Genomic DNA, 15,641 nt, shown 5'->3' on the forward strand with positions numbered 1-15,641 from the left:
GAGAATAGCGAGACTATTTTCAAGTTTCATAACGATGTTTGAGATAATTTTAACCACAACCCTGAGCAAAAAACAAAGCACTGCTTTGTTTGCAGCGCAAGGCGCAGCAGAGACGACTAGAGTGTTTTTTGATGCTACATCGTTATGACCTACTCATTTAGATCACTAAATTTCATAGCTCATGCCTTGTATCCTCTAAAAAACACTCGTTGTCGCAAATACAGATGAAGTATTGGCAGACCCTTAGAGCCTAGGTCGAATTCCTTTATTTTTCAATAACGATTTGGTGAATGATTGCAAATAATTAGAACTTATAGTCCATACCTATGACAAAGTTACGTCCAATTTGTGGAATATTCGATAAGAAAGAAGTGTGTTCATAAATCTTCTCGTCCAACAGGTTGTTGGCTTTAAAGAATACTTTCGCTTCTTGTTTGTTGGCCAAAGGATATTGATAAGCAACGCCTAGGTTCACCATGTTATAACCTTTGGTTTCTTGTTCATAAGACGCAAATTTATCTTGATTAAACACATGTGAATATTCTGCTGAACCAGACCAACGCTCATCAAACTCAGCATTTACACGAGCGCCTAAACGACCAGCAGGAACACGCGGTGCATTTTCATCTTCAATTTTACCGCGTACATAGTCACCAAACAGACTGGTTTTATACACATCATTCCACTGATAAGCGACTTCACCTTCTGTACCATAGAACTTGGCTTTATCTTGACTATATTTGATCAAACGGAAGTTTTCGTATTGATCCAAAGTTTTGGCATAAATGTAGTTATCAAACCAATTTTGATAGACATGTACATGATAGCTCAACTTGTCATTGTCATAATGAAGACCTAATTCCACATTATTTGACTTCTCTTTATTTAAGTCTTGATTCCCTAATTCATAAGTGTTGGTCGCATAATGCTTTCCATCAGCATAAAGTTCTTGTGCTAAAGGCAATCGCTCTTGATGAGAACCCGTTAAAGAGAGCGTGTAATTTGGTGCAAATGCCCAATTCACAGCACCAGAATATGAGAATGCATTACCATCAAAGTCTTTTTGATCTGAATCGACATCCACTGTTTGATGATCAAGACGAGTCCCTAATTCCACATGAAAATCACCAAATTGGCGATGCTCTAAGCCAAATACACTATATTTTTGGGTTTTATTTGGCGCAAGAACCGCTTCTTCACCTGTGATATCTAATTTTTGCTGGCTGGCTTGGACACCCCACACCCCTTCCCAAGCAGCAATCGGATTGTGTAACAACTCAACACGACCTTCATAACCTTTGCTCTTGAAGGTTGTCATTGCTGTACTTCCTTCAATTTCATCATGTTGATAGTCGGTATAACTTGCTTGTGCACGAAGTTTTTTAAAGCCAGCAAAAGGCTCATTGAGCTCAGAACGGAAATCATAACGTTCTGTTTTCATATCAATCCATGGCCCTGCTTCAGCATGATCATGGTCTTCGTCACCATGATCATGGTCATGACCAGAATGATCATCATCATCGTGCCCACCACAATGCAGTGATAAACCATGTAAATGGCATGACTCATATTCATGGCTATGCCCAGGTAAACCGTATTGATCTTGGCGATTGCTATAAGAGACACCTGCAAAACCACGTTCACCGATCCAAGATAAGCCCACATTTACATTTTCCGACTCTGAAAATGTATTGCCAACTCGACGCTCTTTCGTACTATGTGCATGATCACCATGCTCTTCTGTTACGATATAGTTCGGGGTAATGTAATCATTGGCGTCACGTTTTAGGCCTTCTACACGTAATGCAACATTTGAACCTAATCCAACAGTCACCCCAGCATGTGCCATTTTTTCGTCGTTGCCCGTGTTATAACGCAGACCAACATTGCCTTCATAACCATTTTCAGGCATCGCTGTCGGAATCTTGCTGTCAACCACATTGACTAAGCCACCCACAGACCCAGCCCCATATAATAATGTTGATGGTCCTCGAATGACTTCAATTTTTTGTGCCAGCTGCGGATCTACAGTGACGGCATGATCGGGTGACAAACTTGAAACATCCATTGTCTCTGTTGCATTCTGAGTCACTTTAACCCGCGCCCCCTCTTGCCCACGAATTACAGGGCGACTGGAACCCGCTCCAAAGGTATTGGAATAGACCCCTAATTCATCTTTGAGTGCTTCACCTAAAGTCGTGCCCGCCTGTTGTAGTTTTTCACGTGAAACAGTTTCATCTGCAACGCCAAAATCTTGACTTGAACGGACTAAGGGATGTCCAACAACGGTAATGGTTTCTAATTGTTGTGGATTTTTTTCAGTATTGGTTTGATCTTCAGCCCAAATAGAAGTTGAAATAACTGCAGAAATGGAAAGTGTTAGGGCACTTTTGGTAAAGGACATGCGATTGCTCTCAAAGCTCAATATTTTTGAATTATGTTATATTATAACATTTCAATATTTTTGCAATAAAAAAAGGAAATCAAAACTGATTTCCTTTGCAATTAAAATTAAATTTATTTTTCTTTCATAAGCTTATTGATCAAAATAAAGCTCATAAGAGATGCCGTCACCCAATAGAACACATAGGTCGTATTTTGAAAAAATAAATAATATTCCGTAAGACCGCTACACATATAATAGATTACGAACACTGTACCAGTGATTGCTAAGTTTTGAATTAGCAAATTTTTAGCAAAGATATGCTTTATAAAAAAAACCAAAGCAGTCAAAAATGTCATCAATAAACCAATAAATCCAATCAAACCATTTGCTGCTAATTCATGGAAGTAGATGCTATGCATGTGCTGAAAACAATGTGGTAAATCGCCTCGTTTATATAAACGGCAATTTTCAGCTTCTATTTCATACATCCCGATTCCTGTAAAAGGTGAGGTTTTAAACATTTCCACTGAATTATTCCAAAGGAATAATCTAATTCCCGAACTATTTTGATAATTATTATTACGAATATTGAGTGAATCAGATTGAAAGTTTTCAACTCTTTTTAGCAGTGGGGAATTTGGAATAGCCATATTTATGCCAATAAAACAAGCAACCAAACCCAGCATCAAAATGATTTTTTTTAATTGAGTTTTGGTATAGAAAAGAACTAAAAAGCCCAATACAAATAGCAACCCCAACCACGCTCCTCTAGTGCCATGAAGGATTAAAAGAAACATACAGAGTAAGCTGGTCACTAAATATAAATAAGATTGTTTACCTTTTAAATAAAATGAATAACATAGCAAAAGTATTGTGAGCGAAATAAAGCCGATATCATAACTAATCACTGGATTAAAGAAAATACTAAACAGGCCGCGATCAAACTGTAACATTATCCCCCAATACAATAAGTAGGGAGTCAACAAAAACAATATAAAAAACAATATCCGATAAAAAAATTCGGCATTAAAATTACTTTTATAATAAATTGTTGGTAAAAAAATGAATGGAATAAACCAAATATACTGGTTAATAATATGCTTATACGTACTCAATAGATTATGCGGAACTGAATCAAGTCGAAAAAGTGACTGATTTAATAAAGTAGTACTTATAAATCCAATACAACAAAATGCAACCAGATAAAAATTTGGTTTTATAATTTCCCCCTTAATTAAAAAATAGCTAAAAAACAAAATAAAAACAATTGAAATATTCCAATGCCTAAAATTATCATTAAAAATATAATGCGTAAATACAACAACAAAAAGGATAGATATTAAAAAAATAAATTTATTATTTTTTATCATCAAAGAATAACTTTCAAACATTGACACTTTAGATCTACTCAATTTTTTGTAATATTCTACTTTGAAATTACATTTAATTCATTGATGTAAACAACAAATTAACGAATAATTTCCTAATATAAGTTTTAATAACCTATTTTCAATGCCTTTTACACTTTCACATGCTGTTTTAGCACCACCTTTGTCCAAACTTTCAGGAAATCGCTTGCCGATTGCAGCACTCGCGATTGGCACAATGACACCAGATTTGTATAGAGTGTTGGTCAAAACTGAAATTTATTTAAATCATCAATTTAAAGGAATCATTTATCCAGATTTATTGGTGGGATTACTGTTCTGCTTACTTTGGTATAGCTTATATCGCCCATTACTATTTAAGTTTTTAGGCATTCAAAAACCATTAAACATTGCTTCTTTTTCTACTTTTTTTCAATTTCTAATTTGGATGATATTGGCGATTATCTTAGGTACAGCAACCCATATTATTTGGGATGGTTTAACTCATTTAGATTTTCGAACTTTCGCTTTTAAAGAATTTTTAGCGCAACCTGTCAGTATATTTGATCGTATTTATCCGATGCATAAAGTCCTACAAATCGGCTGTTCTGCTGCGGCTTTACCTTTTTTAATGTGGATGGGCTTGCATTACTTTTTTAAATATAGAGCCAGTCAAATACGCAATCCTAAAGTAAATTTTTTCTGTATAAGCTTATTTGTAAGCTCATTTTTTAGTGGTTGCTTATATTATGTGTATATTGCCAAAAGTACAGGCTTCGTTCCACAAGACACTGATCTATATGTGCTGATTGGCTTGTTTATGAAATTTTTTACCCAAGGTTCAATCCTTTGTTTCACTTTAGGTTGTCTTTTGTTTCATTATTTAAATGATAAGAAATATTTTGAATGATGCTCTATTTGCCGATTTAGTCACTGAAACTTTCTCGAAATCAGCTTAAATTTATTCGGCAACATGCTAGTTTTTGCCCCAAGTCCTTGTGACTCACCGCTCAAAGAGGCATAATCTCACATTACATTTTTAGGCGATGCGCTGTTTACGTACTCGCTTCCTTAACCCATATAGTTGGATTTTTAACGCTATGATGCGAACTCATTATTGCGGTTCTTTAACCGAAGCTCAAATTGACCAGACTGTAACGCTTTGCGGCTGGGTACATCGTCGCCGTGACCACGGTGGGGTGATTTTCCTTGATATGCGTGATCGTGATGGTCTCGTTCAAGTCGTCATCGATCCTGATACCCCAGAAGCATTTGCAACTGCGGATAAAGCACGTTCAGAATATGTATTAAAAATTGTAGGACGTGTACGTCGTCGCTATGAAGGCACCGAAAATGCCAATATGGTGAGTGGTCAAATCGAAGTTTTAGGTAAAGAAATCGAAGTTCTTGCTGCATCTGAAACTCCACCATTCCCATTGAATGATGAAAATGCCAATATTTCTGAAGAAATCCGTCTGAAATATCGTTTCCTCGATATTCGTCGTCCAGAAATGATTGATCGTTTACGTTTCCGCTCTAAAGTGACCACGTTAATTCGTAACTACTTAGATGAAAACGGCTTCTTGGATGTTGAAACACCAATTTTGACACGTGCAACACCTGAAGGTGCGCGTGACTATTTAGTGCCTAGCCGTGTTTCAAATGGTAGCTTTTATGCGCTTCCACAATCACCACAATTGTTTAAACAATTGTTGATGGTTGGTGGTGTAGACCGTTATTACCAAATCGCAAAATGTTTCCGTGACGAAGATTTACGTGCAGATCGTCAACCTGAATTTACTCAAATCGACATCGAAACATCGTTCTTAAACGATGATGATATTATGGATTTGATGGAAGGCATGACCGTTAAGATGTTCAATGAACTTCTTGGTGTGAAATTCGACAAATTCCAACGCATGACTTATGCAGATGCTATGCGAGATTATGCATCTGACAAACCAGACTTACGTATTCCTTTGAAACTTGTAGACGTTGCTGACATGATGCAGGACGTTGAGTTCAAAGTATTCGCAGGTCCAGCAAAAGATCCTAAAGGCCGTATTGTTGCACTTCGTGTACCAGGAGCAGGTTCACTGCCACGTAGCCAAATTGATGAATACACTAAATTCGTTGGAATTTATGGCGCGAAAGGCTTGGCTTATATTAAAGTCAACGAACTTGAAAAAGGCATCGAAGGTCTTCAATCACCTATCGTTAAATTCATCGAACCAATCGTGCTTGATTTGTTAAAGCGTGTTGGTGCTGAAAACGGTGACATCGTATTCTTTGGTGCCGATAAAGCCAAAGTTGTAAATGATGCAATGGGTGCTTTACGTATCAAGATCGGTCACGACATGAACATGTCAACAACCGAGTGGGCGCCACTTTGGGTTGTTGATTTCCCAATGTTTGAAGAAACTGATGATGGTAAATGGACGTCTGTTCACCACCCATTCACACTTCCAAAATCAAGTGTTGAAGAAGTGAAAAGCAATCCTGGTGCAGCACTTTCTGTTGCTTACGATATGGTATTGAATGGTACTGAAATTGGTGGTGGCTCGTTGCGTATCTATACTTTAGAAATGCAAAAAGCAATTTTTGAAGCTTTAGGTATTGGCGAAGAAGAAGCTGAAGAAAAATTCAGTTTCTTATTAAATGCTTTAAAATTCGGTGCGCCTCCTCATGGTGGTTTAGCATTCGGTTTAGACCGTTTAGTGATGTTAATGACAGGTTCATCATCTATCCGTGACGTGATTGCTTTCCCGAAAACTAAAACGGCTGAGTGTCCATTAACTCAAGCACCTGCACCAGTTGAACCAAATCAATTGCGTGACTTAGGTATTCGTTTACGCGAAAAACCGAAAGCTGAAGAAGCTAAATAATTTTTAGCGGTTTCATCGAAAACCCTGCGCTATGCAGGGTTTTCTCTTTTTTCATGTGCATTTTTTTAGATAGGTTCTAATTGAGATAAGTTCTCATAAATGGCATACTATCGCTGTTAACTTTTGAGGTGAAAACCTATGGCTATGCGACCTAATGTACTTCGTCATACAATTATTATCATTGTATTTTCAGTGGTTCAATGGGGATTTATGCGTTATATCCTAAGCCATCAGTTGTTTAATTTAGATACTTATCAACGTATTCTATATTTCAGCATGAGCAGTTTTATTGCTGGTTTCTTTATTATTTCAGCGCTGATTTACTTGGTGTTGAAAGGCAATGCTGATCGCGACTAATAATAATTAAATGTATAAGCTACTTAAAACTTTCTCTCGATTACCTCTAGGCATGATACAAAATATTGCTAGAGGTGTCGGGAATTTATTGTTTATGAGTAATTCTTCAGCAAAACGCATCACTGAATTGAATTTAACTGCGGCATATCCTGAGCTTGATGAACAACGACGTAATCAACTAATTAAGGCCAGTTTAAAAAGTCAATGTATGACTTATGCAGAGTCAATTAAAATTTGGGGATCTTCTCCAGAGTTCGCATTAGCACAAATTAAACAGGTTTATAATGCTGAGATTTTTCTCAATGCCTTAAAGAACCCCAATGGCTGTATTGGTGTGGTACCCCATTTTGGAGCATGGGAGCTCATGAATGCGTGGATCAACCAACATACTCATCCCGTTATCATGTATAAGCCGAGTCGAAATAAAGACTTAGATCAGTTTATGCTAGAGTCGCGCCAACGCTTAAATGCAACATTGGTACCCACTGATGATACTGGTGTACGTGCCTTATTTAAACATTTAAAACAAGGTGGATTTACTGCTATCCTTCCTGACCATATTCCCAAAGAGTCTGGCGGTATTTATTCTGAGTTTTATGGGCAAAAGGCATTTTCTTCAACTTTGCTTTCAAAGCTTGCTGCAAAAACCCAATGTTCAGTTGTGGGTTTAACCTGTGTTCGTCGCCCTGATTTCTCAGGTTTTGATATACATTTTACGGCACTATCTCAAGATATTAATTCTAAAGATTTACAGCTTTCTGTCGATACCTTGAACAAAGAAATGGAGCGAATGATTAACATTGCTCCTGAACAGTATTTATGGGGTTATAAACGATTTAGAAAGTTAGAGGGTGGCAGGAATTTGTATAAATCATAAGCAACTCAATAATACTCATTGAGCAAAAATTCTTTTCTTAAATAATCATAATATGAATTTTCTATAATCTTATCTATATAGGTCATTTTATGAATATTTATTCTTTGCAAAATATTATTGTATTCAGCTGAGTTAAATTGATCATTTAATTTAAATTGCAATAAGTGAGGTAGAGTGTCATCTATAATCTCACATTGTTTGGATTTTAATCTACTTTTTATTAAAACATCATACATAATTTGAAAGAAAAAATAATGCGGAATATTATTTTGAGTTTTCCAGAAATTTAACAAAATATCTAAGCAAATCTGTAAAACCTCATTGTCTTTTTTTCCAACAATAAAGCTGTTTAAAACATTCACATTTTGCTCATCAGACCAATCAAAATAATCATGATTACGATCATACCAAAGTTGCTTTTCTGACGTATCACTATGCCTTTGGAACATAAAGTAATCTGCCTCTGATATTTCACTTTCAATTGGTGCTGTCAATAAAATTGTTGCATCCAACCAAATCCCACCATAAACATTCAGTAAAGCCAAGCGAATCAGGTCAGCAAAAAAAGCAGGTTTAAATTTTGGGTTCTTTCTTTTATCCAACACAAAATCTGGTAGATCCAAATAATCTACTATATTACTGTCATCAAGACGGATCACTTGATAATCTGCCTTATGTCGATCTACAGAAGAAAAGCATAACTCAACAATATTTGGTAAGTCACTGTGGATACCTTGCCCCCAGTATTGCCAAATAATTTTCTGATCACTAAATTGCATTTTTCCTTTTAATTGAAATCGTTCCAGCTTATTCGAAAAATAATCATCAATAAATATATTCCAACATTTTCCAACATGTTTTTTTTGCAATTTATTGGCTTGAATACTTAGCTTTTTTCGGACACTTTTCGGAATAAATGTAAAATAAAAAATACGAAATGGGAATTTACTGAGTGTATCAATATTTTTTTTAAATTCTGCTTCTGAATTAAAAATACTTGATATATCACTCATACATAATCTCAACTTTTTTTTAAATTCTGCTTTATTTAACATCTAAAGTGTATTTAGATTTAAACATATTAAATTTTCATAAATACAATCAACTCCAATTTAATTTGAGTTATGAAATCATATTCATTTAATATTTTAAATTGATTACTCTTAACTATAGGCTTAAATCAATAAAATCCAATCTTACAAAATTTTATTCTTACTTGATACAAAAACCTCAAAATTTCACGTTTTAGCTTTTGCATAAAAGCGAGCTTTTGTTTACGTTTCTCTTTTCCCAATTGATTTTCTTTACGATCAATTTCAAGCTGACTTTCAAGTTCACTTTTACCGATTCTATCCGCTTGGGCCGATAATCCAGGTACCATTTGATAAACTAGTTCATCGCCATCATTTAAATAATTTTCAAACATTAAACGATCTAAAGGGACTTCAACATTCTTATCTTTTATATATTTTAAATAATTTCTAGCTCCTTCTAATGATAATATATATCCCGCAGTGCCCAAATGCTTTTCTTTTAATTCTCTCAATAACCTATTATTTTCCAATTTTATTTTATTCAGACTCATCAACACATATTCTTCAAACATTTCTAACTTAATAATATTAATTTTTTGGGGTATCCAGTCCAAGCTTTTAAGGAAACTATTAGCATTATTGCCTAAAAAAACATCATCTTCGAATATAGCGACATGTTTCATTCCTTTAGAAGCAACCATGTTCCATATTTCTACATGACTAAAGAAGCAAGCTTTTTCTCCAGCAGTTAAACCACTATTTATGAGTGAAACTTCATATTTTTCCTCCATTGAAGGAATCTGATTAGGCTGAATTGCATCAAAAAAATAAAATTCAATATTTTGGGCTTCAAACTCATTTATGATATGTAGTCTACGCTCTTTAGCAGTAGCTAAACTGATAACAAAATTCATATATGATATCCGGAACAAGACATAGGTTAAAATAGAATCACTGATCTTACTGTTTAAAACTAAATTTGGTTTTATATCAATATTCCAAAATTTGAATAAAAATCATTTCTCAGATTATTTTGTTGAATAGTTAACCCATTTTTTCGCCTGAAAATCTAATTGAGTAGACTCAATCGAATCAAAAAACAAAATTTACATTTATTAGCAAACTTATTCAATATATGTTATCTACCTTCAAGTACTAATAACGATTTTTTCATAGATGTGAGACTATAAGCAATAGCTTCATTTTACTATTTTTGTCTTGTAATCATCCTTACCTACATACTTTCCTAAGATTCTACTTTTTGTCTAGCTAAGAAAATATAGCGAATAAAACTGGAGCTAAAAAATCCCATTAAATCAAGGGCAAAAATCATATAAAAACCTCTTAGATTGCCTCAAAATAATTCTAGACAAACACAGCTGGACAACGATTTTGATGCAACAACTTAAATCAGATTCATTTAAATTTTATAGATCGACATGCCGATAATTTGAAAATTTGATGAAACAATCGTAAAACTTCTCTCTGAATTTTACTGAGTATAGTCATTGCTTCTTTCTGCCGATGTTGCTCAAGCCTGTCAGATTCATGCCGAATAGCACGCTCATTCTCTAAATGACTCGGAAAATTATCATATTTTTTATGTAAATAAAAATCTTGAACACAAATTGCTGGCACCATTTGATAAGCTTTATACTTTGCATATTTCACATGACAACCAAATAATATGTGATCGACTGGAACTAACTCAGGCATATTACAAATAGATGCCAGAAAATATTCTGCTGCTTCTCTTGATAAGATATAACCTGCTCCGCCGAGATGCTTCGCTTTAAGTTGATATAGTGCTCTATCATTGATTATCGCTTTTGGAAAAAATGAGAGATCCACTTTTTTATCAAAAGCTTCTAATTTTATAAGATGTATATTTTTAGGAATCCATGAAAAATTATCAATAAAATTTTGTAGATTTTCTCCAAAATGTACATCATCTTCAAAAATTGCCATATATTCTAAATCTTGTTCGACAATTTTTTTCCATAGTAATACGTGACTTAAAAGGCAAGCCACCTCACCCTGTGTTAAAAGACCTGTCCGTGTTAGTTCAACACCTACACTTTTCGCATTTTCTATAATCGTTGCAGGTGTAACTGCATCAAAAAAACTAAATGATACTAAGTGCTTTTCAAACTCTGAATAAATATGCTGTCTTCTATCAAGAGCAGAATCTAAACTAATAACAAAATTCACTACAAAAACGATCTCTACGAACACAAAAAATTGATTATATAACAATTAAGCGATCATAAAACCACAGGACTACTCATTTAATTGATTTTAAATAAATTAATCTTTAGAGCTTCTGGTAAATTCGAGTTTCGTTTTAAACGGAAGGTCGGCAAGTTGAATAAAAACCCGACTGACTTCTCTTAAAATTTTTTGCAGTCCTTTCGGCTTAAATACAACTTGGTCTCGCCATTGGAGGCTTGTCGTAAATTTTTGCTCATTGGGATTGAGTATATAATCTTGAATACATAATGCAGGTACTAATTGGTAAACACCTGCGTTTCGTTCAGAAATATATTTTCTGAAGATCATTTGATCGACATGGTCAAAAACGTCTTGTTTTTTTAAGTATTCAACAAGCTCCATCGCGCCATTGTAAGATAAAATATAACCTGCAGCACCAAGATGGGCTTTTCTCAACCTTCTTAAAAAAAAGTTCTTATTATTAAAAACCTTAGTTCTATCTAGGTCCAAAAACACTTTGTCATAAGCTTTTTCAGTTTTCACAATATCATGACTTAACCAATTTGAATCTTTTAAAAACAATTCAGCATCTTGGCTGAGATGAATATCATCTTCAAAAATTGCGATTGCTGGGATTTTTTCATCGATTGCTTTTTGCCAGAGTGAAACATGACTCAATAAACATGCCAATTCATTTTGACTTAAATCATTTTTACAAAGCGTCAAATTAATTTTTTCTGCTTGAGCTAGAATTGAATGTGGCTCAATAGCGTCAAAAAAAGAAAAAGGGATGTCTTTCTCTTCAAATTGCTCTCGAATATGTGCTCTACGGTCTTCTGCTGATTTTAAACTAATAACAAAACTTTTCATAAATTACTCTATTTATTTAAAACCTACCGACTTAAAAAATAGGATACATTTTAGCTGATGTAATATGCGATAAAGCTCTAAAATAATTTTACCCACTCCCTTCTTTTTATTGTATTTCCTTCTTGTCAAACGCTCTTTATATAAATGACTGGCAAACTTAACGCTATCTTTGCATGAATACAGGGTCACATCCTGAATACATAAAGCAGGTTTCATTTGGTAAACAGAAAAAATATTATCCGTGATCACAGATTCAAACATTAAGTGATCTAATGCAATTAACTTATCTAATGTCTGAATGTAGCCCAGCAATGTCTTTGCGCCATCTAAAGACAATATATAGCCAGCAGTGCCCAGATTTTTACTCTTTAATTGAAAAATAGCTCTATTATTATGATCATTAAAAGCCTTCACTTTTTTGCCTAATGCAATTCTATGTGTAAATTCCTCTAATTTAATAAGATGCCAACTTGGATCTATCCATTGACTATCAGAAAGAAATTCAGTTACATCCTCACCCAAATAAATATCGTCTTCAAATATCGCCATATACGGGGTATTGTCATCAACCATTTTCTTCCATAAATAGGCATGACTCATAAAGCAAGCAACTTCACCTTTTGTTAGAACTTGCTCATCAATGTTTAAATGCAGCGCTTGTGCGAAAATAGCAGCAGGTTCTGGAGTTAAAGCATCAAAAAAATCAAAATCTACATTTTTTTTACCAAACTCACTCAATATATGTTGTCTACGTTCAAGTGCTGTCGATAGGCTAATAACGATTTTTTTCATAGGGATGTGACTATAAGCAATAGCTCTATTTTACTATTTTTTTGTCGTACTAGCATCCTCACTTACATACTTTGCTAAGAAATATCGAGGAAACTACCTTCGAAATACATTTTCTTTGAAAAGTAATGACTGAGTGTTTTTCGTTCTTTCCCTGCAAGTTTTAACAATCTAGGCGCTTCAACAGGAGGATAATTAATAGCAAAATCAATTAAAATTTTTTCTTTTACCCATTGATTTTTCACTTGATAAAACAAAGCATTTTCATCGCAATTAATTAAAGTGATACTTGGAAAAGATCTCCTTAATATTTTTTGGCAAGCAACATAGGCCACTAAATATTCTAGATTACCAATTCTTTGAAAAATATCTTTGCTGTTTTCTTGGGTATTTCGAATATTTTCTACATAGCGTTTGGGAGTTTGTTGAATTGCTACATATAATTCATCATACCAATATTTAAAAAAAGCATTATTTTGAACAGTTGCCAACAACCAATTTTCCAATACTGGATAATCGATCTGCGTGGTATTTTTTTTACGATAATATGAAAAACATTCTGTCTGATTTTTTTCCATCAACTCAGAAATCCAGTCTAGATTTTCATAGACAATAATACTGGCATCTAACCAAATCCCACCATGCCGATATAACAGATCAAATCTAAGTAAATCAGCCTTTTGTTGAGGTGTTGCATTCATTAACAAAGAAAAATCAATATCGCTATACTGGCTGACATTTTCGGGATTAAGTACACATACTTGATAAGATGGATTTTTTGCTTGAGTATTTTGAATACACTTTTCAACAAACTCAGGAAAGTCACCTTCCCAATACATCCATATCTTTTTAGGTAATTCAATGGGTGTAGCAATAGGATTAAAAATCAGTTGTCCTGCATAGTTATCAATTTTTTGATTGGTATGTCTAATTTTGTAATAGTACATCATATGAAATTTAGCTAAATAAAATAATTTTTTAAAAATTTTCATATAAAAAATCCAATATTTTTTACAAAAAAGCAGAACCAATAAAATTTAAACTATACAGTATTTAAAATATTCATTACTTCATTTACTACAACATCTACAACATCTTTGTACACTTAAAAGTAAAGATGTTTAAATGCATACATCCGATCACGCCACATACGTTTTTGCTTCTTAAAACCATAAGAATGGTCACGATTTTCTTTCTCTTTACGAGATATTCCTTGGGTTGCAACTGTACCTAAAATATCACTATCCAAACCTGCTGGGCGAACAAAAGCAGGCCAAACACCTAATCCTTTTCCATTCTGACTCAACCAAGTTTGGAAAAAGATATCAACAGGCATGGCAATTGTTTTGCCTTGTGCAATAAACGCTTCAGCACCTTTACGTGACCAAATTAAGCCCAAGCCACGAATAGGAAAATAATAAGCATGCCACAATGAATAGTCACCTAACTGAGTAATATCTTTGGCTAACTTTTTCTTCTTTGCCGCTAAATTTACCAGATACCAATCTAGCGCTTGATGGCGATCTAAATAAGCTAAAACTTGATCCATAGATTGTTTGAAATTAGCTGTAATTTTCATATCATCTTCTAAGACAACAAGATAATCCGCATCACTTGCTAAAAATTTCTGAGCGCAGCCATAATGACTGAGATAACAACCCAGTTCTGAATTGAGCAAACGTCTTCCAAGAGTTTGCTGCGTCAACGCATCATCATAATCCTGAAAAGATGACAATTCTTTGCCACGTCCATCATAAGCAGAAAAACGCTCAAACTCCCAGTTTACCGCCTGTAATTGTTCTGTTGCGCGAGCAAGCCGCTCATCACTACCATCTAAATTGATCAGATATGTTTTAACTTTCATGATTGGCTTCCTACGATAAAACTTTGGCTGAAATCACTGATTTAGGTAAATAGTCATATAATTTATCGATCATTTTACGACGTACCTGCGCAGCATTCTCAGAATTCAGTTGATCTAAACTTTGGATACAACCATATTTAATATTGTCTTGATTCAATGCGTCTACAAACGCAACTAAGCTTTCAGCATTTTTCAAATAAGCCAAAGCTAAATCAGGCTTTAAAACAGCTTCATTTTTTTGAATCTTTAAATGATTCATCAATGAAATCGGATTTAATTGTTCGACACTTCTAAATCTAAACTTAATCTGTGTTTCTAATAGGTCTGGATGACACAATAAATATTCACTTAAAATTTTACGATCGACACAGTGTGGATAATGATGGATTTCAAAAAACTCTTTAAATCCTAAAATATCAGCACCCAGCATTTGTGCTATCACATGACCGGGTTGAATCGGTTTATTAAAATTACGATTTAAAAATTGACGGTATTTCAGCTTGATCTTGTAACTAAAGCAACTTTTCCAGTGTCCATAGGTGACGATTTTATCGCACTCAAGAAAATCTTCAATTTGAGCAGGTGAATTAAAAAAGAAGTCATCATTTAAGTAGATAAAATAATCTGAAAGCCCGTTGATATTCCATAACATGCTTTCAATTGACCGAGTGTTAAACGTAGGTAGAAATTGCGTATAACCAGCAAAAATCTCACGATGATCAACGACACGAATTTTATTTGCATCACAAAGACCTTGCGCTACAAATTCATTTAAAAACTCAGGCTGCTGATTATCTGTAACAATGAAAATATGACGGCAAAAAGGCACATACTTCAATATAGATGCAATGTTGTAATAGATCTCATCATTACTGGCAAAACGTGTATCGCTCACAGCATCTGAGGCATCACCACCTGTGAGATATTGCTGACGTTTACGTTTTAACTCAACATCATTGCCATCGACCCAAGCAATCACGATATCAAGGTTTTGCATCTAT

Annotated in this window: 14 protein-coding genes; 4 read left to right on the top strand and 10 right to left on the bottom strand. The window is 34.3% G+C overall.

Going from position 1 to position 15,641, the window contains the following annotated elements; all coding sequences use genetic code 11:
- Positions 1–304 precede the first annotated feature (304 nt).
- Together znuD and F981_RS15435 are read right to left on the bottom strand one after the other, a co-directional pair.
- Positions 305–2,404: a zinc piracy TonB-dependent receptor ZnuD gene (znuD, locus tag F981_RS15430; RefSeq protein WP_004723108.1), complete on the bottom strand. Its 2,100-nt coding sequence runs from the start codon at positions 2,402–2,404 to the stop codon at positions 305–307.
- A gap of 113 nt (positions 2,405–2,517) precedes the next feature.
- On the bottom strand, positions 2,518–3,777 hold the full coding sequence (locus tag F981_RS15435) for an O-antigen ligase family protein (protein ID WP_004723110.1): 1,260 nt from the start codon (positions 3,775–3,777) through the stop codon (positions 2,518–2,520).
- A gap of 121 nt (positions 3,778–3,898) precedes the next feature.
- Between F981_RS15435 and F981_RS15440 the strand changes: the two genes are divergently transcribed.
- The 4 genes from F981_RS15440 (at position 3,899) to F981_RS15455 (ending at position 7,872) form a co-directional block, all read left to right on the top strand.
- The gene (locus F981_RS15440) at positions 3,899–4,663 is read left to right on the top strand and encodes a DUF4184 family protein (protein WP_004723112.1); all 765 of its coding nucleotides are present in this window, start codon (positions 3,899–3,901) and stop codon (positions 4,661–4,663) included.
- Between the two features lie 190 nt (positions 4,664–4,853).
- Positions 4,854–6,638, top strand: coding sequence for an aspartate--tRNA ligase (gene aspS / locus F981_RS15445; RefSeq protein WP_004723113.1), 1,785 nt, complete (start codon positions 4,854–4,856; stop codon positions 6,636–6,638).
- Positions 6,639–6,776: 138 nt separating this feature from the next.
- On the top strand, positions 6,777–6,995 hold the full coding sequence (locus tag F981_RS15450) for a hypothetical protein (protein ID WP_004723114.1): 219 nt from the start codon (positions 6,777–6,779) through the stop codon (positions 6,993–6,995).
- Positions 6,996–7,005: 10 nt separating this feature from the next.
- Positions 7,006–7,872, top strand: coding sequence for a lysophospholipid acyltransferase family protein (locus F981_RS15455; protein ID WP_004723115.1), 867 nt, complete (start codon positions 7,006–7,008; stop codon positions 7,870–7,872).
- Between the two features lie 5 nt (positions 7,873–7,877).
- Here F981_RS15455 and F981_RS15460 read toward each other — a convergent pair whose 3' ends face one another.
- From F981_RS15460 to F981_RS15495, 8 genes are all read right to left on the bottom strand, one after another.
- Entirely contained in the window at positions 7,878–8,885 is a 1,008-nt protein-coding gene (locus F981_RS15460) for a capsular polysaccharide synthesis protein (protein ID WP_004723116.1), read from the bottom strand.
- A 167-nt stretch (positions 8,886–9,052) separates the two neighbouring features.
- Positions 9,053–9,820, bottom strand: coding sequence for a glycosyltransferase family 25 protein (locus F981_RS15465; RefSeq protein ID WP_004723118.1), 768 nt, complete (start codon positions 9,818–9,820; stop codon positions 9,053–9,055).
- 502 nt (positions 9,821–10,322) lie between these two features.
- Positions 10,323–11,117 (bottom strand): glycosyltransferase family 25 protein, encoded by a 795-nt coding sequence (locus F981_RS15470; protein WP_004723119.1) that lies wholly within the window; start codon positions 11,115–11,117, stop codon positions 10,323–10,325.
- A 96-nt stretch (positions 11,118–11,213) separates the two neighbouring features.
- Entirely contained in the window at positions 11,214–11,987 is a 774-nt protein-coding gene (locus F981_RS15475) for a glycosyltransferase family 25 protein (RefSeq protein WP_004723122.1), read from the bottom strand.
- A 12-nt stretch (positions 11,988–11,999) separates the two neighbouring features.
- Positions 12,000–12,779 (bottom strand): glycosyltransferase family 25 protein, encoded by a 780-nt coding sequence (locus tag F981_RS15480; RefSeq protein WP_004723123.1) that lies wholly within the window; start codon positions 12,777–12,779, stop codon positions 12,000–12,002.
- Positions 12,780–12,853: 74 nt separating this feature from the next.
- Positions 12,854–13,768, bottom strand: coding sequence for a glycosyltransferase family 32 protein (locus F981_RS15485; RefSeq protein ID WP_004723125.1), 915 nt, complete (start codon positions 13,766–13,768; stop codon positions 12,854–12,856).
- Positions 13,769–13,881: 113 nt separating this feature from the next.
- A complete protein-coding gene (locus F981_RS15490) occupies positions 13,882–14,640 on the bottom strand; it encodes a glycosyltransferase family 25 protein (RefSeq protein WP_004723126.1) in 759 nt (252 codons plus the stop codon).
- A 10-nt stretch (positions 14,641–14,650) separates the two neighbouring features.
- Positions 14,651–15,637 carry a Stealth CR1 domain-containing protein gene (locus tag F981_RS15495; protein WP_004723129.1) on the bottom strand — a complete coding sequence of 329 codons (987 nt, stop codon included), beginning with the start codon at positions 15,635–15,637 and terminating at the stop codon, positions 14,651–14,653.
- Positions 15,638–15,641 lie beyond the last annotated feature (4 nt).

Origin of the sequence: Acinetobacter guillouiae CIP 63.46 (genome assembly GCF_000368145.1) — a bacterium.
Classification (GTDB): domain Bacteria; phylum Pseudomonadota; class Gammaproteobacteria; order Pseudomonadales; family Moraxellaceae; genus Acinetobacter; species Acinetobacter guillouiae.

Bases quoted from the DNA above. Each gene is read 5' to 3' on its own strand.
- aspS (WP_004723113.1), top strand. From the start codon at position 4,854: ATGATGCGAACTCATTATTGCGGTTCTTTAACCGAAGCTCAAATTGAC.
- znuD (WP_004723108.1), bottom strand. From the start codon at position 2,404: ATGTCCTTTACCAAAAGTGCCCTAACACTTTCCATTTCTGCAGTTATT.
- F981_RS15440 (WP_004723112.1), top strand. From the start codon at position 3,899: ATGCCTTTTACACTTTCACATGCTGTTTTAGCACCACCTTTGTCCAAA.
- F981_RS15465 (WP_004723118.1), bottom strand. From the start codon at position 9,820: ATGAATTTTGTTATCAGTTTAGCTACTGCTAAAGAGCGTAGACTACAT.
- F981_RS15450 (WP_004723114.1), top strand. From the start codon at position 6,777: ATGGCTATGCGACCTAATGTACTTCGTCATACAATTATTATCATTGTA.
- F981_RS15435 (WP_004723110.1), bottom strand. From the start codon at position 3,777: ATGTTTGAAAGTTATTCTTTGATGATAAAAAATAATAAATTTATTTTT.
- F981_RS15455 (WP_004723115.1), top strand. From the start codon at position 7,006: ATGTATAAGCTACTTAAAACTTTCTCTCGATTACCTCTAGGCATGATA.
- F981_RS15460 (WP_004723116.1), bottom strand. From the start codon at position 8,885: ATGAGTGATATATCAAGTATTTTTAATTCAGAAGCAGAATTTAAAAAA.
- F981_RS15480 (WP_004723123.1), bottom strand. From the start codon at position 12,779: ATGAAAAAAATCGTTATTAGCCTATCGACAGCACTTGAACGTAGACAA.
- F981_RS15475 (WP_004723122.1), bottom strand. From the start codon at position 11,987: ATGAAAAGTTTTGTTATTAGTTTAAAATCAGCAGAAGACCGTAGAGCA.
- F981_RS15490 (WP_004723126.1), bottom strand. From the start codon at position 14,640: ATGAAAGTTAAAACATATCTGATCAATTTAGATGGTAGTGATGAGCGG.
- F981_RS15495 (WP_004723129.1), bottom strand. From the start codon at position 15,637: ATGCAAAACCTTGATATCGTGATTGCTTGGGTCGATGGCAATGATGTT.
- F981_RS15485 (WP_004723125.1), bottom strand. From the start codon at position 13,768: ATGAAAATTTTTAAAAAATTATTTTATTTAGCTAAATTTCATATGATG.